At 66.3% G+C, this 17,251-nt stretch carries 18 protein-coding genes; 8 read left to right on the forward strand and 10 right to left on the reverse strand.

Translation table 11 applies throughout. The annotated features are described in order from the left end of the window. The first annotated feature begins 327 nt into the window (after positions 1–327). On the forward strand, positions 328–1,911 hold the full coding sequence (locus EEB19_RS10710; RefSeq protein WP_316245468.1) for an NAD(P)/FAD-dependent oxidoreductase: 1,584 nt from the start codon (positions 328–330) through the stop codon (positions 1,909–1,911). A 58-nt stretch (positions 1,912–1,969) separates the two neighbouring features. Here the strand turns inward: EEB19_RS10710 and EEB19_RS10715 are convergent, their stop codons facing one another. Continuing rightward, positions 1,970–2,479, reverse strand: a complete 510-nt coding sequence (locus EEB19_RS10715; RefSeq protein WP_187586165.1) for a flavin reductase family protein — start codon at positions 2,477–2,479, stop codon at positions 1,970–1,972. A 202-nt stretch (positions 2,480–2,681) separates the two neighbouring features. On the opposite strand from EEB19_RS10715, the gene EEB19_RS10720 reads away from it, so the two are divergent. Continuing rightward, positions 2,682–3,311, forward strand: a complete 630-nt coding sequence (locus EEB19_RS10720) for a PadR family transcriptional regulator (RefSeq protein WP_187586167.1) — start codon at positions 2,682–2,684, stop codon at positions 3,309–3,311. Here the strand turns inward: EEB19_RS10720 and EEB19_RS10725 are convergent, their stop codons facing one another. From EEB19_RS10725 to EEB19_RS10745, 5 genes are all read right to left on the reverse strand, one after another. After that, positions 3,312–4,271: an alpha/beta hydrolase gene (locus EEB19_RS10725; protein ID WP_187585989.1), complete on the reverse strand. Its 960-nt coding sequence runs from the start codon at positions 4,269–4,271 to the stop codon at positions 3,312–3,314. Beyond that, complete coding sequence (locus tag EEB19_RS10730) at positions 4,268–5,134, reverse strand: IclR family transcriptional regulator (protein WP_187585991.1); 867 nt, start codon at positions 5,132–5,134, stop codon at positions 4,268–4,270. Before EEB19_RS10730 ends, EEB19_RS10725 begins: the two co-directional genes overlap by 4 nt. 201 nt (positions 5,135–5,335) lie before the next feature. Beyond that, positions 5,336–6,241: a biphenyl-2,3-diol 1,2-dioxygenase gene (bphC, locus tag EEB19_RS10735; protein ID WP_187585993.1), complete on the reverse strand. Its 906-nt coding sequence runs from the start codon at positions 6,239–6,241 to the stop codon at positions 5,336–5,338. Between the two features lie 43 nt (positions 6,242–6,284). Then, positions 6,285–7,463 carry an acyl-CoA dehydrogenase family protein gene (locus EEB19_RS10740; protein WP_187585994.1) on the reverse strand — a complete coding sequence of 393 codons (1,179 nt, stop codon included), beginning with the start codon at positions 7,461–7,463 and terminating at the stop codon, positions 6,285–6,287. A 64-nt stretch (positions 7,464–7,527) separates the two neighbouring features. Further along, entirely contained in the window at positions 7,528–8,700 is a 1,173-nt protein-coding gene (locus EEB19_RS10745; RefSeq protein ID WP_187585996.1) for a Rieske 2Fe-2S domain-containing protein, read from the reverse strand. A 192-nt stretch (positions 8,701–8,892) separates the two neighbouring features. On the opposite strand from EEB19_RS10745, the gene EEB19_RS10750 reads away from it, so the two are divergent. The 4 genes from EEB19_RS10750 to dmpG all read left to right on the forward strand — a co-directional run bounded on the left by EEB19_RS10750 (position 8,893) and on the right by dmpG (position 12,657). Next, entirely contained in the window at positions 8,893–9,669 is a 777-nt protein-coding gene (locus EEB19_RS10750) for an SDR family NAD(P)-dependent oxidoreductase (RefSeq protein ID WP_187585997.1), read from the forward strand. A gap of 87 nt (positions 9,670–9,756) precedes the next feature. Beyond that, a complete protein-coding gene (locus EEB19_RS10755) occupies positions 9,757–10,545 on the forward strand; it encodes a 2-keto-4-pentenoate hydratase (RefSeq protein ID WP_187585999.1) in 789 nt (262 codons plus the stop codon). A 133-nt stretch (positions 10,546–10,678) separates the two neighbouring features. After that, positions 10,679–11,584 (forward strand): acetaldehyde dehydrogenase (acetylating), encoded by a 906-nt coding sequence (locus tag EEB19_RS10760; RefSeq protein ID WP_187586001.1) that lies wholly within the window; start codon positions 10,679–10,681, stop codon positions 11,582–11,584. Next, positions 11,581–12,657 carry a 4-hydroxy-2-oxovalerate aldolase gene (gene dmpG / locus EEB19_RS10765; protein ID WP_187586003.1) on the forward strand — a complete coding sequence of 359 codons (1,077 nt, stop codon included), beginning with the start codon at positions 11,581–11,583 and terminating at the stop codon, positions 12,655–12,657. Before EEB19_RS10760 ends, dmpG begins: the two co-directional genes overlap by 4 nt. 112 nt (positions 12,658–12,769) lie before the next feature. Here the strand turns inward: dmpG and EEB19_RS10770 are convergent, their stop codons facing one another. Further along, on the reverse strand, positions 12,770–13,570 hold the full coding sequence (locus EEB19_RS10770; RefSeq protein WP_187586005.1) for a VOC family protein: 801 nt from the start codon (positions 13,568–13,570) through the stop codon (positions 12,770–12,772). A gap of 170 nt (positions 13,571–13,740) precedes the next feature. Here EEB19_RS10770 and EEB19_RS10775 point away from each other — a divergent pair, with 170 nt between their 5' ends. Both EEB19_RS10775 and EEB19_RS10780 read left to right on the forward strand, forming a co-directional pair. Next, the gene (locus EEB19_RS10775; protein WP_187586007.1) at positions 13,741–14,334 is read left to right on the forward strand and encodes a TIGR03086 family metal-binding protein; all 594 of its coding nucleotides are present in this window, start codon (positions 13,741–13,743) and stop codon (positions 14,332–14,334) included. Then, positions 14,331–14,921, forward strand: a complete 591-nt coding sequence (locus EEB19_RS10780; RefSeq protein WP_187586008.1) for a hypothetical protein — start codon at positions 14,331–14,333, stop codon at positions 14,919–14,921. Before EEB19_RS10775 ends, EEB19_RS10780 begins: the two co-directional genes overlap by 4 nt. Here EEB19_RS10780 and EEB19_RS10785 read toward each other — a convergent pair. The 3 genes from EEB19_RS10785 to EEB19_RS10795 form a co-directional block, all read right to left on the reverse strand. Further along, the gene (locus tag EEB19_RS10785) at positions 14,889–15,392 is read right to left on the reverse strand and encodes an NlpC/P60 family protein (protein ID WP_187586010.1); all 504 of its coding nucleotides are present in this window, start codon (positions 15,390–15,392) and stop codon (positions 14,889–14,891) included. The genes EEB19_RS10780 and EEB19_RS10785 overlap by 33 nt on opposite strands. Before the next feature lie 89 nt (positions 15,393–15,481). After that, the gene (locus EEB19_RS10790; protein WP_187586012.1) at positions 15,482–15,880 is read right to left on the reverse strand and encodes a hypothetical protein; all 399 of its coding nucleotides are present in this window, start codon (positions 15,878–15,880) and stop codon (positions 15,482–15,484) included. A 4-nt stretch (positions 15,881–15,884) separates the two neighbouring features. Continuing rightward, entirely contained in the window at positions 15,885–17,108 is a 1,224-nt protein-coding gene (locus tag EEB19_RS10795) for a Rieske 2Fe-2S domain-containing protein (RefSeq protein WP_187586014.1), read from the reverse strand. Between the last annotated feature and the right edge of the window lie 143 nt (positions 17,109–17,251).

Below are 17,251 nucleotides of genomic sequence, written 5' to 3' on the forward strand. Positions count from 1 at the left end.
CCCTCGTCGTGCTCCATCCCAACCGGTTGCGGCTGATCCCGTTGCATCTGATCCCCTTTCGTGATCCGGAACCGACGCTAGGACAGCGCCGGGTGTCGGGAGTCGCCGTCTCCCGATGATCGGGAGGCGGTCTCTCCGATCGCGCGGACCGATCAGCGGGAGGCCGGGGTGGCGGATCGCGTCCAACCCCGGTTGTCTTCTCGCGATCCCATCGGACACATCGATCGGCCCTCGGGAAGGAAGCCCTCTGTGCGTATCTCCGACACATCACCGACCACACCCTCGTCTCCCGCATCACCACGCCCCCGCGACCACGTCGACGTCGTCGTGGTGGGCGCGGGCATCGCCGGACTCTATGCGCTGCACCGACTTCGATCGGACGGATGGTCGGTACGTGTCTTCGAGGCCGGGCCCGACATCGGCGGTGTCTGGTTCTGGAACCGGTATCCGGGTGCCCGCTGCGACGTCGAGAGCGTCGACTATTCGTACTCCTTCGACACAGCACTGCAGCAGGAGTGGGACTGGAGCGAGAAGTACGCCACCCAGCCGGAGATCCTGCGGTATCTGCATCACGTCGCCGACCGTTTCGACCTGCGCCGCGACATCACTCTGGACACCCGTGTCGTGGACATGTCGTTCGACGAATCGTCGTCGAGTTGGACGGTGCGTACCGACCGCGGTGAGGAGGTCACCTCCCGGTTCTGCGTACTGGCCGTCGGCCCGCTCTCGAGTGCGAACATCCCCGAGATCCCGGGACTCGACTCGTTCTCGGGTCAGATCGTGCACACCTCGTCATGGCCCGAGGACGTCGATCTGACCGGTAGGCGGGTCGGTGTCATCGGTACCGGATCGTCGGGCATCCAGGCGATCCCACACATCGCCCGCGAGGCGGGGGACCTCTACGTCTTCCAGCGCACGGCCAATTTCAGCATCCCGGCAGGAAACCGCCCGCTGGATGCGCAGACCCGTGCGCAGTACAAGCGCTCCTACGACGAACGTCGGCGCCTCTCGATGGAGAGCGGAGGCGGGTCGCCACACCGCCCGCACCCGGAGTCGGCACTTGCCGTCACCGACGACGAACGTCGCATCGCCTACGAGAAGCGTTGGCAGTTGGGCGGTGTGCTGTTCAGCAAGACCTTCCCCGATCAGCTCACCGACCGCGCCGCCAACGACACCGCGCGATCGTTCTGGGAGCAGAAGATCCGTGCCGTCGTGGACGACCCGGCCGTTGCCGAGCGTCTGATCCCCGGCGACCATCCCATCGGCGCGAAGCGGATCTGTACCGACGACAACTATTTCGAGACCTACAACCGTGCGAATGTCCACCTCGTGGACGTCCGGCAATCGCCGATCGACTGCGTCGTCGCCGAGGGGATCAGGACTGCCGGCGAGACCATCGGACTCGACGTGATCGTGTTGGCCACCGGGTTCGACGCGATGACCGGGTCCATCGACCGGATCAACATCGTCGGTCGGGACGGCCAGACCCTCAAACAGGCGTGGAGCGCCGGTCCGAGAACGTATCTGGGCCTGGGCGTCGACGGCTTCCCGAACCTGTTCAACATAGCGGGTCCGGGTAGCCCGTCGGTGCTCGCCAACATGGTGCTCCACGCCGAACTCCACGTCGACTGGGTGGCCGACGCGATCGGCCACCTGGACGCGGCCGGACGTCGCAGCATCGAGGCGACCACCGAGGCGGTCGACGCGTGGGTCGCCGACTGTGCCGACCGCGCGGACAATACCCTGATGCCGCAGGCGAACTCGTGGTACCTGGGTGCCAACGTCCCGGGCAGGCCGCGGGTGTTCATGCCGTTCGTCGGTGGCTTCGGCGTCTATCGAGAGATCATCGCCGACGTCGCGGCAGACGGATACCGGGGCTTTGCCCTGATGCCCGCCGAGGAGCTCACCTGACCCGGCCGGCGCCACAGACGAACGAGGGCTCCCCGCCACGGTCGGGGAGCCCTCGTCGTCATCGGCCCGAGAAGCCGCCGAACGTCCCGCGGAAGAACAGGAGCGGTGGCTGATCCTCGTCGGAGGTGACGCCGGTGACCCGGGCCAGCGCGATGGTGTGGTCGCCGGCGTCGTACTCGCCGACGACCGTGGCGTCGATGTGGGCCATCGCGCCGCGAACCGCCGGCGAGCCGTTACCGGTCGGGGCCCACTCGACGTCGAGGAACTTGTCTGTCCCGGTGCGTGCGAATGCCCGACACAGATCGTGCTGGTCGTGGGCGAGGATGTTGACGCACAGTGCACCCACGGTTCGCAGTCTGGGCCAACTCGTCGAGGTGCGGGCCGGGCAGAAGGACAGCAGCGGGGGATCGAGGGACACCGAGACCAGCGACTGGCAGGTGAATCCGATCGGTTCCCCGTCGTCGAGGGCGGTGACCACCGCCACGCCCGTGGCGAAACTGCCCCACACCCGGCGGAGATTGGGCGCACTCAGGTCCTCGTCGAGGAGCAGGACGTCGTCGGTGTTCATCATTCCTCTTCCTCCGAAAGTTGTTTCCTCCCAGAAGGATCAACGATCGGACCGGTCGGGTACAACCATCCGTCCCGGTCAGCGGCGACCGCGTCGGGACGGCCCCGTGACGACGGGTTGGTAGCATCGTGCGGTGACCTCGGGATCAGTGCGCTTCGAGGATCTGCCCGATCTTCCACCGACCAGCTGGGCGGTCCTCGGCATGCTCTCGTACGGCGAGGAGGTCTCCGGGTACGACATCAAGAAGTGGACGGACTGGAGCATCCGTCACTACTACTGGAGTCCGTCGTTCAGTCAGGTCTACTCCGAGCTGAAGCGCCTGGAGAAACATGGCTTCGCGACCTCGCGCATGCTCCAGGGCGACGGTGCCCGCCAGCGTCGGATGTACACGATCACCGACGCCGGGCTGGCGGCCATCGCCACGTGGGAAACCCAGGCGCCCGTCGATGCCCCCATGTTGAAACATCCGGTGCTGTTGCGGGTGGCCTTCGGTCACCTCAGTACGCCTGACCGGCTCCGGGAGATGTTGCGCCGGCACATAGAGCGGGTGGACTCGCTGGCGCATCGGGTCCGGGTCGATTCCACCGCGGCGGAAGCCGAGCCGGCCTGGGCGTACGCGCGGATCGCGATGCGATGGGCCGAGCGGTACTACGCCGCCGAGCGGGAGCTCGCGCTGGCGCTGATGGATGAGCTCGACGGCGCCGCCGAGGTCATCGCGGCGGCTGAACCGGCCGAGGGGCGATTCCCGGTTCCGCGCCCCGGACACTGGCGTGAGGTCGAGCAGCAGGTGCGCGAGATCGATGCGGACGAGGCCCGCGGCACCGGTAGCTGATCATCCCGGCGTGGGTGATCGTCGGACGCGAGTCGTCGAGAGCATCCCGCGCAGGTCGAGCCACGTCCGCTCCCGTGCCTCGGCGCAGATCGTGAGTGTCGGCATCGTCATGAAACCGTGGATCGCGCCCGGATGATCGCGATGGATGGTCGGGACACCGGCCGCGTCGAGCGCCCGGCTCAGCTGCGTCCCTTCCGACCAGAGCGGATCGTGTCCAGCAGTGACGATCAGGGTGGGGGGCAGGCCCGTCAGGTCCGCGTGCAGTGGCGAGGCGTGGGCGTGGCCGCGATCATCGGTCGACGGGACGTATTGATCCCAATACCAGCGCATGGCGGACTCGGTGTTGTAGAAGCCTCGACCGAACCGTCGATAGGAATCCGTTGTGAAGTCCGCGGCCACAACGGGATACAGCAATGCCTGACCGCTGAGCACCGGACCGCCGCGGTCGCGGATGAGTATCGCGGCGACGGCCGCGAGGTTTCCGCCGGCACTGTCCCCGGCGACCACGACCCGATCGGCATCGATGCCCAGTTCGACGGAGTGGGCGTTCACCCAGCCGATCGCGGCGGCGACGTCGTTCGCAGCGGCCGGCCACCGGTGCTCCGGGGCGAGTCGGTAGTCCACCGAGATCACCACCGCGCCGACGCCGTTGGCCATTGCCCGGCAGAGATCGTCGTGGGTGTCGAGGTCGCAGAAGACGAATCCCCCGCCGTGGGCGAACACGATGGCGGGCAGTGACGCCGTGGAGGAGTCCGGCGCCGGCTGGTAGATCCGGACCGGCAGATCCCCACCCGGGCCGGGGATGGTGCGGTCGTCCACCCGATGCATCCGCACCGGCGTGGGGTTGCGGCGGAAGCGTGCACGGATCGCCTTGCGCGCCTGCGGCCCCGTCATCGACTCGACCCGGGGAAAACCCGCCTCGAGTGCGTCGAGCAGCGTGGCGGTCTCGCGGTCGATCATCGCGCCAGCAGGGTCGGCACGGCTGGTCGAGAGCTTCCGGTCACGCCGGACATGCCGGGGCGCATGCCCATCCGCAGACGGGGGGAGCGCTGCAGCGTCGGTGCGACGCGATCCGAACCGTCTTCCAGGTTGCGCCAGATCGCCAGCGCGGTCATCCGGACAGGCCCGGCGAGTCGATGATCGAAGGTCATCCGGTCGGTCGGCCCGCACACCGAGACTGCCGCGACGGCATCGCCGATGTCGCCGACGGGCGCCGCCACGCAGCCGATCCCGGGTACCGATTCCTCACGCTCGTAGGCGATCCCATGGGCACGCACCTTGGCCAACTCGGCGGAGAGCTGGGCACGCGTTGCCAGGGAGTACCGCGTCTTGCGGGGCATCGGCTCGGGCACCGTGATGTCGGCCGCCTCGTCGAACGCGAGGATCGCCTTGCCGACCGCCGTGCAGTTCGCCGGCTGTCGGCCGCCCACGCGGGTCGGGATGGATGCGGCCAGTACGCCGCCGATCTTCTCCAGATAGAGGACGTCCGAACCGTCGAGGATGGCGAGGTGGACGACGAACCCTGTCGCCCGGTGCAGTTCGTGCAGGAACGGGGTCGCGGCCTGATGGAGGCGGTCCTGGTGCACCGCGATGGAACCCAGCTCCATCAGTCGGGTGCCGAGTTCGTAGTCGCGGCCGTGTCTGCGCAGCCACTTGAGTGCGACGAGACGCTCGAGCATGCGATGTGCCGATGAGCGCGGCAGGCCTGTGCGGCGGACGATCTGGGCGAGCGTGAGCCGGCCGGGGCCGTCGAAGGCGTCGAGGACGAGTGAGAGTCGGTCCAGGGTCGCATGCGGGGTGGACGCTTCGAGTTCGATGGTCATGGCGCCTCCAGGGGCTGGTCGAGAGGCCGGCGAGTCACCGGTATTTCTAATAGGCATATGCCTAATAGGAATATAGAGTGTGTTGCCAGTCACATCAAGTGCCCAGGTGGCTGCGGCGCCACGACTGATCGACAGGGATGCCGACGATGAGAGCGCCCGTCCGGTGGACGGGCGCTCTCAACCTCGATTGCAGGTGCCTGCTCACATGGCGGCGAGTGGTTCGCTGCCCGTCCAGTCGTGGCCCCAGTAGCTGTCGGCGGTGATCTCCTCGGCGGTGTAGTGCGCCTCATCGACCTTCATGCCCTCGGTGCCGAATTCGATGTCCCAACCACCCGGTGCGCGGACATAGAACGAGACCATCTTGTCGTTCGTGTGGCGACCCAGCGTCGACGAGACCGAGAAACCGTCCTTGATCACGCGGTCGAGCGCCTGACCCACGGCATCGAGGGTGTCGACTTCGACCATGACGTGGATCAGTCCCGGCGCGCCACCGTGCGGTGCAGGGCACAGTGCGAGGCTGTGGTGACGCTCGTTGACGCCGAGGAACCGGATGCGCATGGGCCCGGCCTCCGGCGGTGCGGGAAGCCTCATCGCCCCGCGCGGCAGGAAGCCGAGCACCTCGGTGTAGAAATCGAACGCGCCCGACGGGTCGACGGTCGGCAGAACCACATGCCCGAGCCCCTGCGAGCCGGTGACGAACGCCGATCCGAATGGTGTGACGACCGGACTGTGGTCGAGGACAGGGCCGTGGAAGATCTCCACCGTCGCGCCGGTGGGATCGGTGAAGCTGATCGCCGACTCCACGCGCCGGGCGTCGGCCTCCTCCACCGAGAGCGGCTTGACTGCTACCCTCGCTCGTTCCAGGGCGACCTGTACCCGCTCGAGTGCGGCGGCATCGCGCACCTCCCAGCCGATGTCGACCACCTCGTCGGACTCGCCGCGCACCACCACGATGCGGGCGGCGCGCTCGTCCATGCGCAGGTAGAGCGCATCCTCATCGGGGCCGGAGCCCTCGGCGAAACCGAGGACGTCGAAGGCGAATGTGCGCCAACGATCGATGTCGTTGGTCTGGATCTTGATGTAGCCGAGACCTCTGATCTCTGTCATGACGGTGTCCTTTGTCGCGGTGTGATGGTGGTCGTGAGGTGGGTCAGATCATCTTCTGCAGCGTCTCGGGCGGTTCGACGCCGAGCGAACTGAGCGACGACGCGTGGTAGACGGTGCTGGGCACGTGGATCGCGTGATTGAGGCCCGCATGGGCATCCCGCCAGAATCGTTGCAGAGGTTTGTCCATGCGCAGGGCGTTGCCGCCGGACCGTGCGAAGATCTGATCCACCGCCATCACCGCTCGCCACGCGGCGCGGACCTGGGTGCGACGGCCTGCGGCGCGCTGTGCGAACGAGACCTCGCGACCGGAATCGACCAGGTCCCACATGGTGTCGACGGTCGCGAGCAGTTCTTGGCGAGCCGCGTTGATGTCCGCTGCGGCCTCGCCGATGGCGAACAGCACGTAGGGATCGTCCTTGACCGCGGTTCCCTGGGCGCCGACGCGATCGCGCTGATAGTCCAGGTGTGCGGCGAGCGCGCCCTCGGCGATACCGATGACCGCCGAGGTGATCCCTAGTGGGAACATGTTGGACCACGGCATCTTGTACAGGGTCTCGGTGGCGCCGTAGTCGCGTTGTGCGGTCCCGTCGATGACCTCGTCCCCGTTCATGACGCGATACGACGGCACGAACGCATCGGACACGATGATGTCCTTTGAGCCGGTGCCCTTCAGGCCCACGACATTCCACGAGTCGTCGACGATCTGGTAGTCGCTGCGCGGGAGGATCATGTGCAGCATCGTCGGCGGTTCGGCGATGCTGCCGTCGGCGTTGCCGAGCATCGCGCCGAGGAAGATCCAGTCGCAATGGTCGGTGCCCGAGCTGAACTGCCAGCGACCGTTGAAGACGTAACCGCCGTCGACCGGTACCGCGATACCCGTGGGGGCGTAGGGGGAGGCCATCCAGGTGTCGTTGTCGGCACCCCAGACCTCCTCCTGGACACGGGGAGCGGCGAAGGCCAGCTGCCACGGGTGCACCCCGACGATGCCGCACACCCATCCGGTCGCGCCATCGAGGGCGGCGGCGGCCATCACGGTCTCCGCGAACTCGCGCGGATGGGCTTCGAACCCGCCGTACCGCTTGGGCTGCAGCAGTCGGATCGGGCCGGCCGCCTTGAGCTTCTTGGCGGTGTCGTCGGGCAGGCGGCCGAGCAGCTCGGCTTCGTCGGCCTGCGCACGGATCTCGTCGGCGATCGCGGTGAGATTGTCGAGTGCTTCGTTCATGATGTCCTTCTCGTTCTGTTCGGTTGCTCAGGCGTGAGGTGGGCCGCGCCACGTGGCGCAGGCCTCAGCTGGTCTGCAATGTCCTGCCGCCGGCGATGTTCTCGGCGACCTCGGCCTCCCAGCTCTGCACGGCGCGTTCGGTGTCGATCTCGAACTCGAAGCGGTTCGTCATCTCCTCGGTGACGTCATCGACGTCGACGTAGAACTGCTCGTACCAGCGACGCAGCTGATAGACGGGCCCGTCCTCCTCGGAGAGGAGAGGATTGTCGATGGGCGCCTTGTTCTTCCAGATCTCGATGTCCTGTTCGAACCCGACCTCGACGCCGGCGGCGAACTGCGCCGCCATCGCCTCGGCCGCCTCGTCCGACATACCTGCCGGCTTCTTGACCATCGCGCCGTACTGCAGGACGAAGGAGTTCGCCGATACCGGGTAGTGGCAGTTGATCAGGACGGTTTCGATGGTCATGCCCTGCGCCTCGCTCCACAGGCGGTCGATCATGTACGACGGACCGAAATACGATGCGTCGGAACGCAGTGTCGAGTTCGGGTCGTCGTAGTTGGTGCCGACCTCGATGTCGTGGCGAGGTGTCGAGCGCATGTACTGGGTGGCGACGTGGCCCTCGAAGACGTTCTTGAAGTAGCGCGGGAAGGCGTAGTGCACATAGAAGAAGTGCGCCATGTCGACGACGTTGTCGACGATCTCCCGACAATGCGAGCCCTCGACGAGCAGCGAGTTCCAGGTCCAGTCCGTCCACTCCGACGACCCGTATCCGTCGATCTCCGGGATGGTGACGTCGTCGGTGGGTCTGCTGCCCTGCGGATCATGCCACACGAACAGTTGTCCATTTCGTTCCAATGTCGGCCAGGAACGTGTCTTCGCGAGCGGTGGAACACGTTTGGCGTACGGGATGTCGGTGCATCGTCCGTTGCCACCCCACCTCCAATCGTGGAACGGGCAGGCGATCGAGTCGCCCTTGACCGTGCCGAGGGCGAGGTTGCCGCCCATGTGCCGGCAGTAGGCGTCCAAGACGTGCAGGCGACCGGTGCTCTCGGCACGGAAGACCACCAGGGTCGTACCGAACGCCTTCACCTGATGTGGCTTTCCGTCCCGGAACGATGACAGGAGGCCGAGACAATGCCATCCGCGCGCGAATCGCGTCGGGGCGGCGGCGGCCTCGATCGTCCTGAATTCTTCTGTTCCCGAATGAGTCCGACCATTCGCGGGGTGAACCGACATCGAGACCTCCAACTGTTGCGGGCTGTGGTGTGACGGGATCGATGGTCGTCGTCGACGGGTGTCGGCGGATGTGGCGTCTCCCGGTCAGCGGACCGCGATCTCGGAACTCCCGCTCAGTGGTTGGTGAAGCGCCGGCGTCCGGCATCCGGTGATGAGATGCTCAGGTCGATCAGAAGATGAGGAGCTGTCGAGATGCAACGATTTGCGGGGCGACGCGCCCTGGTCAGCGGAGCGGGTTCGGGTATCGGGCAGGCCACCGTGCTACGTCTGCTCGCCGAAGGGGCGACGGTGGTCGGTGCCGACGTCAGCGAGGCCGGCCTGGCCGACACCGCCGAGAAGGCCGGTGCGTCGACATCGTTGCGGACAGTCGTCGTCGACGTCGGCGACGAGGCGTCGGTACGCGCCGCCGTGGCGTGGGCGGTGGATGCCCTCGGCGGGTTGGACGTGCTGGTGAACGCGGCCGGCATTCTCCGGTCGGCGCACGCCCACGAGACCTCGCTGGCGGACTTCGAGACCGTCATCCGGGTCAACCTCACGGGCACGTTTCTGATGATCCGGGAGTCCATCCCGGCACTGCTGCTGGGTAGGGCACCCGCCGTCGTCAATTTCAGCTCGACGTCTGCGGCGTTCGCACACCCGTACATGAGTGCGTACGCCGCGAGCAAGGGCGGCATCCAGGCGATGACCCACGCGCTGGCTGCGGAGTACGGCAGGGCGGGTGTCCGGTTCACCGCCGTGCAGCCGGGCTCGATCGCCTCGGGCATGACCGACGGCTCCGGGGTCAGCCGGCAGAGCGTGGGGCCGGGCCTACCCGACGATGCGGACTTCTCGCTGTTCCCCGCCCCACTCCTCGGCCAGGGATTCGCCGGACCCGAGACAGTCGCCGGCGTCGTCGCGATGCTGGCGAGTGAGGACGCGGCCTTCATCACCGGGACCGAGATACGCGTCGACGGCGGTTCGCACGCGTGAATGACACCGTGTCGTCGATCGGGCATGTTGCCGAACTGCAACATGTTCTAAACTAGAACACGTTCACTCGATGGGATTGGGGAGAAAATGGCGGTCGATCAGGCAATTCGCGAGCAGATCGCGGCTGATCTGTGGAACGCGGAGCAGACCGCGGTGGCGATCGACCGGCCGACGGATGCGCACCCGGGCCTCGACGTCGTCGATGCCTACGAGATCCAGCTGATCAACATCCGCAAGCGTCTCGAGGCCGGGGCGACGGTGGCCGGGCACAAGGTGGGGCTGGCTTCCGAGGCCATGCAGAAGATGATGAATGTCGACGAGCCCGATTACGGCCATCTTCTCGACGAGATGCAGTACTTCGAGGGGACGCCCATCGATCGGTCGAGCCTGTGCTTCCCGCGGGTGGAGGTCGAGGTGGGGTTCATCCTCGGCAAGGACCTGCCGGGTGCGGGCTGCACCAACGACGATGTCATCGACGCGGTGGAATGGGTCGTGCCGTCGATCGAGCTGATCGATTCGCGCATCACCGACTGGAAGATCACGCTGTGCGACACGATCGCCGACAACGCGTCGTCGTGCGGGTGGATTCTGGGGGAACAGCGTGTCCCGATCAGCGAGATCGACACCGGGGACATCGACGCGGTGTTGCACCGTAATGGGGAGATCGTCGCGAAGGGCAACTCGTCGGCGGTGCTGGGTCATCCACTGAATGCGGTGTCGTGGCTGGCGCGCAAGGTCGAGGGTTTCGGGGTACGTCTGCGCAAGGGTGACGTGATCCTGCCGGGCACGGCGACCCGCGCCATCGACATCAGCTCCGGAGACCATTTCGTGGCCGAGTTCGCAGGCCTCGGTTCGGTCACTCTCGACTTCGACTAGCAGATTTTCGGTCCCTGAGGAGCGAGCGTGCGAGCGTCACGAAGGGATGCGCAGGGGCGGTCCTTCGTGACGGCCCTCCGCAAGCTCCGGGCCTCCTCAGGAGCCGGACGTAACCAACGAGAGGAGTTGTTACATGGCAGCCAAGCTGACCGCAGCGATCATCGGGTCGGGCAACATCGGCACCGACCTGATGTACAAGCTGCAACGATCCGAGGTCATCGAACCCCGCTGGATGGTCGGCATCGACGCCGACTCGGAGGGCATGAAGCGTGCCGCCGACCACGGGCTCATCACGATGAGCGGTGGCGCGGACGAGTTGCTCGGTTCGTCCGACAAACCGGACCTGATCTTCGAGGCGACCTCGGCCTATGTGCATCGTGAGTACGCACCGAAGTACGAGGCAGCCGGGATCACCGCTGTCGATCTCACTCCCGCGGCCGTCGGGCCCGCAGTGGTCCCGCCGGCCAACCTGCGTGAGCACCTCGACGCACCGAACACCAACATGATCACCTGCGGTGGACAGGCCACCATCCCGATGGTGCACGCGGTGTCCTCGGTGGTGCCGGTGCCCTACGCCGAGATCGTCGCATCGGTGGCGTCGGTGTCGGCAGGGCCGGGGACCCGTGCCAACATCGACGAGTTCACCAAGACCACGTCGAAGGGTATCGAGACCATCGGCGGTGCCGTGCGCGGCAAGGCGATCATCATCCTGAATCCGGCCGACCCGCCGATGATCATGCGCGACACCATCTTCTGCGCGATTCCCGAGGATGCCGACACGGATGCCATCGCGGAGTCGATCCACAAGCGCGAGAAAGAGATCCAGTCGTACGTGCCGGGTTATCGGCTGCTGCAGGATCCGCAGTTCGACCCGCCCTCGGCGATCAACGGCGGCCACGCCCGCGTCTCGATCTTCGTCGAGGTGGAGGGTGCCGGCGACTTCTTGCCGCCGTACTCGGGCAACCTCGACATCATGACCGCCGCCGCCACCAAGGTGGGCGAAGAAATCGCGAAGACCAAGTTGGGAGCATCGGCATGACAACCGCCACCCCGGATCTGATGGCCAACGCCCGCAAGTACTCCGACACCCTCGACATCCGTATCACCGACTCCTCGTTGCGCGACGGCAGTCATCACAAGCGGCACCAGTTCACCGAGCAGGAGGTGCGCGACATCGTCGGCGCGCTCGATGCGTCGGGTGTGCCGGTGATCGAGGTGACCCACGGTGACGGGCTGGGCGGATCGTCGTTCAACTACGGCTTCTCCAAAACCCCGGAGCAGCAACTGATCAAGGCCGCGGCGGAGACGGCGAAGCAGGCCAAGATCGCGTTCCTGATGCTCCCCGGGCTCGGCACCAAGGACGACATCCGTGCCGCGCAGGACAACGGTGGACAGATCTGCCGGATCGCCACGCACTGCACCGAGGCCGACGTCTCCATTCAGCATTTCGGTCTTGCCCGTGATCTGGGGCTGGAAACCGTCGGGTTCCTCATGATGAGCCATTCCCAGCCACCGGAGAAGTTGGCCGAACAGGCCCGCATCATGGCCGACGCCGGGTGTCAGTGTGTGTATGTGGTGGACTCCGCGGGGGCCCTCGTCCTGGAGGACGTGACCTATCGGGTGCAGGCGCTGCGCGCCGAACTGGGCGACGACGCGCAGATCGGTTTCCACGGACACGAGAACCTCGACATCGCGGTGGCCAACTCCATCAACGCGATTCGTGCCGGAGCGCAGCAGATCGACGGCTCCATCCGTCGCTTCGGTGCCGGCGCCGGTAACACGCCCACCGAGGCGTTCGTCGGGGTCTGCGACAAGCTCGGCATCACCACCGGTGTCGACTTCATGAAGATCGCCGACGCCGCACAGGATGTCGTGCGCCCCGCCATGCCGTCCGAGTGCCTGGTCGACCGGTCGGCGATGATGATGGGCTACGCGGGCTGCTACAGCTCATTCCTCAAGCACGCCGAGGGCCACGCCGAGCGTTACAACGTCTCGGCCGCCGAGATCCTCATCGAGGCCGGCAATCGGAAGTTGGTCGGCGGTCAAGAAGATCAGCTCATCGACATCGCGCTGGAACTGCGCAAGAAGCAGGACGCCAACGCCGGCGTCTGACAAGCACCTCATCTCGACGCGACCGGTTTTCGCATGAAAGTCACCGCAGGGCTCGGACAGGTGGACTATCCACTCGACCCATGGCTGCGGTGACTTTCATGCGTCCCGCTGTCTACATCCCGGCCGGCGGATGCCCCAGGCAGATCAGCGCACCGTTGGGATCCTTGATGGCCGCGAGCGTGCCGTAGGGCGTCACCTCGCCGGCCATCACGATCTCGGCGCCGAGCGACTCGGACTGCTTCACCGTGGCCGCGACGTCGTCGACGGTGATGTACACCTGCCAGAACGACGGGACCTCGGGCGGAAAGACCTTGACCGCATCCATGATCCCGGAGTACGAGCTCTCGCCGACGAAGATCTGCCCGTAGAAGTCCGGTCCGACGGCATCCGGATCGCCTCCGGTACCGACCTCCTCGATCCGCGCGCCGATGACGTCGGTGTAGAACTCGATGGACTTCTTGTAGTCCTTGCTCTGGCACTCGAACCAGTACGGGGTGCCGTGATCGCCCCATTCGGTGAACCCGACGTGGCTGCCGGGCTGCCAGAAACCGATGACCGCGCCGGCCGTATCGGTCACCACCATCATCGACCCCATGTCGCCGATCGGCATCGGCGGCACCATCGTCGATCCGCCGGCGGCCTCGGCCGCCTTCATGGTCGCGTCGGCGTCGGCGGTGTGCAGGTACACCGACCAGATGTTGGGCGGGCCACCCGCCTCCTCCCAGTACGGACTCAGTCCCGCGACGCGTTTCCCGTTCTTGGTGAAGTTCTGATAGCCACCGAACTCCTCCTGGGGCGGACCCTCCACCTCCCAGCCGAAGATCGCGTTGTAGAACTCCGCGGCCTTGCCCGTGTCGCTGCTCATGAGGTCGAACCAGATCGGCGCCCCGAGAGGCGCGGAGTAGTCGGACATGACGGATCCTTTCGAGAGGGTGTCGATTCATAGCGGCTGACATCCAGCGTGCGCAAAACTCATCGCCCGTGTCGCCGATTCGTCTGTTCGTCATCAGTTCGTCGTCGATGAGTTCCGACGACGAACCCGGTCACACCTGTTGACGACCACCGCCGACGACAGGAACCGCCATGTACACAGCCCAGATGCAGGCCGCCGCCGAGGAGATGGTGAGGCTCGCCGCCAAGGTCCCCGACGAGTCCCTCGAACGGCCGACCCCATGCGCCGACATGGATCTGGCCGCGCTGCTCGGCCACGTCGTGGGTCTGTGTACTGCTTTCGCGGCGGCGGGCCGCAAGGAGTTCGGCCCGCTGACCTCCACTCCGCCGGACCCGAGTGCATCCGAACTGCCCGGCGACTGGCACGAGCAGCTCACGATCAACCTGCGTGACCTCGTGCAGAGCTGGCACAGCCCGGGGGCCTGGGAGGGCATGACGCAGGCCGGTGGCGTCGACGCGCCGGCCGAGATCATGGGGACCATCGCATTGAGTGAACTGGTGTTGCACGGCTGGGATGTCGCACGCGCCATCGGCGTCGACTACGGGGCCGACGACAGTGTGCTGGCGCCGGTCTTCGATCTCCATCACCCGCCCCAACCGCAGAGCGAACGCGAGGGCATGTTCGGTCCGGTCGTGGAGGTGCCCGACGACGCACCTCTCCTGGATCGGCTCGTCGGACTCTGTGGCCGGGAGCCCTTCTGGCCCCATGGCACCCTGGAGGGGTGAGGAACCCGACCGCTCCCGCCGACCGGGTGGGCCCGACATCTCGCATCGACCCGGTCCGGCGCATCCTGTGGCCCGCCTCGTTCATCGGGGGCCTGCTGCTCGTCGCGTTCGGCCTCGCCCCATGGGGAGTGTCCGATCAGGGTGTCCGGCCGAAAGTCAGTGGCGTGGGCCGTGTCTCGGTGCCCGGCGCCGGCCCCGAGGATGTGGCGTTCCTGGAGAACCACACGCAGCGGCCGGCCCTCGTCGTGATCGTGCTCGCGGTTGTCATCGTGCTCGCGGCCGTCGTCGGGTGGTGGCGGCAGCCGGTCTTCTGGCCGGCCACCGTTGCGGTGGCCGTCGGCTCGGCGGCGGTGACGGTGTGGACCGCGATCGTGTTGACCGCGCCCGACGAGCACCTGTTCGACGACAACGTGCTCGGGGCGCTCGACGCGCCGTCGACGATCCTGATGCCCGGCTACGGACTGATCGGGGCGCTGGTCGTCGCGGCTGTCGTGCTGATCGGTTCGGTCATCGCGATGGTCATGCGTCTGGGCGTACGCGGCCTGCCCGTGCCGTCAGCCGAACCGCCGGATCGTCTTGATGTGTGACCAATGGTTCAGTGGGGTGAACCCGATCGGCACACCGTTCGGGCCATACGCATTGAACACCTGACCGAAACCGGCGTAGATGCCGACGTGGCTCGCGTCCCGGTAGAAGACGATGATGTCGCCGGGCGCCAGCGCCGACAGCGGGATCGCATGCCCGACCTTCGCCTGTTGCTGGCTCGTGCGGGGCAGCCGGATACCCGCGGTCGAGAAGGCCCACTGGATCAGCCCCGAGCAGTCCCATGCCCAGGGGCCGGTCCCGCCCCATTGGTATGGCCGGCCGACCTGCGTCATCGCCGCCGTCAGGGCTTGCATTCCCGCCGGGCTGGGGACGGGTAGGTAGATCTCGACCGAACCCGACGACCCGGACGACCCGGTGTCGGCGAACACGGGTCCGGTCGCAGTGAACGAGACGCCCGCGGCCACGCACGCGGTGCAGAGAACGCCGACCGCGCGGCGCCGGAGACTGACCATGCCCACCAGGGTGACGGACCGTTCTCCGCTTGTCTCAACCTTTGCTTGAGAGTGGTGAAGATGTTACCGAAGTGGTGAACGGGACGTGTTCACCAGTAACCGTCCGGGTCGGAGTCCGGTGACTCCGCCGGGATGATTCCCTCGGCCACGCCGTGATCGATACTCGCCGACAATCGCGGACAGGTCGGCATCATCGCTCCGGGGAGCAGCGCCTTGCCGGAGTCGTCGGCCGGCTCGAGTTCGTTGCACCGCTCGCGCGCGTCGGTCGTCCACTGCACGCTGGTGTGGAACGAGCTGGTCTTCTTCACCAGCACGCACGCGTGGCACGATCGGCATTCGATCTCGCTCATCCCGCCACGCAGGTAGTGGGCGCGGTCGCGTGCGGTCGCCGCGCTGACCGCAGCGAGCCGATCGGGGTCACCGTGGAAGTCGGGAGCCTTGGCCCATTCCCCGCCGGTGATCCCGTCGCGTTCGACCGCCCGCGTCATGAGATCAGACCTCCGCCTTCTCCGACGACTCGGCGGTCTCCGGGGAACTCTCGGCCGCGGACGCCTCCTCCTGCTGGCGCCTTAGGTTCTCCTCGATCTCGATTCCCCAGCTCTCGAGTGCCTTGGAGGTGTCGATCTCGTACTCGAAACGCTGGGTCATCTCGTCGTCGACGTCGGCCTTGTCGACATAGAACTGGTCGTACCAGCGTCGGAGCTGATAGACGGGGCCGTCCTCCTCGACGAGCAAGGGATTGTCGATCCGCGTCTTGTTCTTCCAGATCTCGACGTCCTGCAGGAAGCCGACCTCGACGCCCGCAGTGATCTTCTTCGCCATCTTGTCGGCCTGCTCGGCGGTGAGTCCGTCGGGCACCTTGGCCATCACGCCGTACATCAGCACGAACGAGTTGGAATCGATCGGGTAGTGGCAGTTGGTCAGGATCGTCTCGACCGCGTACCCGCCGTAGTACTGGACCATCGGGTTCAGCATGTAGGACGGGCCGTAGTACGCCGCGATCGACTCGAGACGGCTGTCCCCGTAATTGGTTCCGAGGGTGACGTCGGGCCGACCGTGCGAGTTCATGTACTGCGCGGCGATCTCTCCCTCGAAGACGTTCTTGAAGTAGTCGGGCAGGGCGAAGTGCACATAGTAGAAGTGCGCCATGTCGACGACGTTGTCGATGATCTCGCGGCAGTTCGAGCCCTCGATGACGATGCGATTCCACGTCCAGTTGGTCCACTCGTCGGAGTCGACCTCGTCGAGTTCGGGGATGATGCACTCGTCCGGCGGTGGGTTGCCCTCCGGATCGTTGTAGACGAACACCTGCCCGTTGCGGATCATCGTCGGCCACGCCCGGGTCTTGGCGAGCTTGGGGTTGCGCTTGGCGTACGGCACACCTGCGCACCGTCCGCTGCCCTTCCACATCCACCCGTGGAACGGGCAGGCCACGTTGTCGCCCTTCACGACGCCCTGGGACAGATCCCCACCCATGTGACGGCAGTACGCGTCGAGGACGTTCACCTCACCCTTCTGGTCGGCCCACACCACCAGCTTGGTGCCGAAGATGTGCACCGAGTGGGGCTTGCCGTCCCTGAACTCCTCGGCCAGTCCGAGGCAGTGCCATCCGCGCGCGAAACGCGTCGGGGGTGCCCCGGTGTCGATCTCGCGTACGTCGACGTCGTCGCCGCCAGGGGCTGCCTGGCCGGTCATCGTCTCGGGTGTCGCTGACATCCCTCACTCCTGTCCTCTGGCGCGTGACTCGCTCGTTCGGTGCGAATCGCCTCGATCCAATACTAGAACATGTTACAAAAATGGGGAGCCGATCTCGGCCCCGGGTCGTGATCGGGCCAGGAAATGGGCACAAAGGCCCAGTG

The organism is Gordonia sp. OPL2 (assembly GCF_003797825.1).
GTDB lineage: Bacteria > Actinomycetota > Actinomycetes > Mycobacteriales > Mycobacteriaceae > Gordonia.

Coding starts and splice junctions, on each gene's coding strand:
- EEB19_RS10715 (WP_187586165.1), bottom strand. CDS start 2,479: ATGAACACCGACGACGTCCTGCTCCTCGACGAGGACCTGAGTGCGCCC.
- EEB19_RS10790 (WP_187586012.1), bottom strand. CDS start 15,880: ATGACGCGGGCGGTCGAACGCGACGGGATCACCGGCGGGGAATGGGCC.
- EEB19_RS10755 (WP_187585999.1), top strand. CDS start 9,757: ATGGCGGTCGATCAGGCAATTCGCGAGCAGATCGCGGCTGATCTGTGG.
- bphC (WP_187585993.1), bottom strand. CDS start 6,241: ATGACAGAGATCAGAGGTCTCGGCTACATCAAGATCCAGACCAACGAC.
- EEB19_RS10725 (WP_187585989.1), bottom strand. CDS start 4,271: ATGATCGACCGCGAGACCGCCACGCTGCTCGACGCACTCGAGGCGGGT.
- EEB19_RS10720 (WP_187586167.1), top strand. CDS start 2,682: ATGCTCTCGTACGGCGAGGAGGTCTCCGGGTACGACATCAAGAAGTGG.
- EEB19_RS10760 (WP_187586001.1), top strand. CDS start 10,679: ATGGCAGCCAAGCTGACCGCAGCGATCATCGGGTCGGGCAACATCGGC.
- dmpG (WP_187586003.1), top strand. CDS start 11,581: ATGACAACCGCCACCCCGGATCTGATGGCCAACGCCCGCAAGTACTCC.
- EEB19_RS10740 (WP_187585994.1), bottom strand. CDS start 7,463: ATGAACGAAGCACTCGACAATCTCACCGCGATCGCCGACGAGATCCGT.
- EEB19_RS10750 (WP_187585997.1), top strand. CDS start 8,893: ATGCAACGATTTGCGGGGCGACGCGCCCTGGTCAGCGGAGCGGGTTCG.
- EEB19_RS10730 (WP_187585991.1), bottom strand. CDS start 5,134: ATGACCATCGAACTCGAAGCGTCCACCCCGCATGCGACCCTGGACCGA.
- EEB19_RS10770 (WP_187586005.1), bottom strand. CDS start 13,570: ATGTCCGACTACTCCGCGCCTCTCGGGGCGCCGATCTGGTTCGACCTC.
- EEB19_RS10795 (WP_187586014.1), bottom strand. CDS start 17,108: ATGTCAGCGACACCCGAGACGATGACCGGCCAGGCAGCCCCTGGCGGC.
- EEB19_RS10775 (WP_187586007.1), top strand. CDS start 13,741: ATGTACACAGCCCAGATGCAGGCCGCCGCCGAGGAGATGGTGAGGCTC.
- EEB19_RS10785 (WP_187586010.1), bottom strand. CDS start 15,392: ATGGTCAGTCTCCGGCGCCGCGCGGTCGGCGTTCTCTGCACCGCGTGC.
- EEB19_RS10745 (WP_187585996.1), bottom strand. CDS start 8,700: ATGTCGGTTCACCCCGCGAATGGTCGGACTCATTCGGGAACAGAAGAA.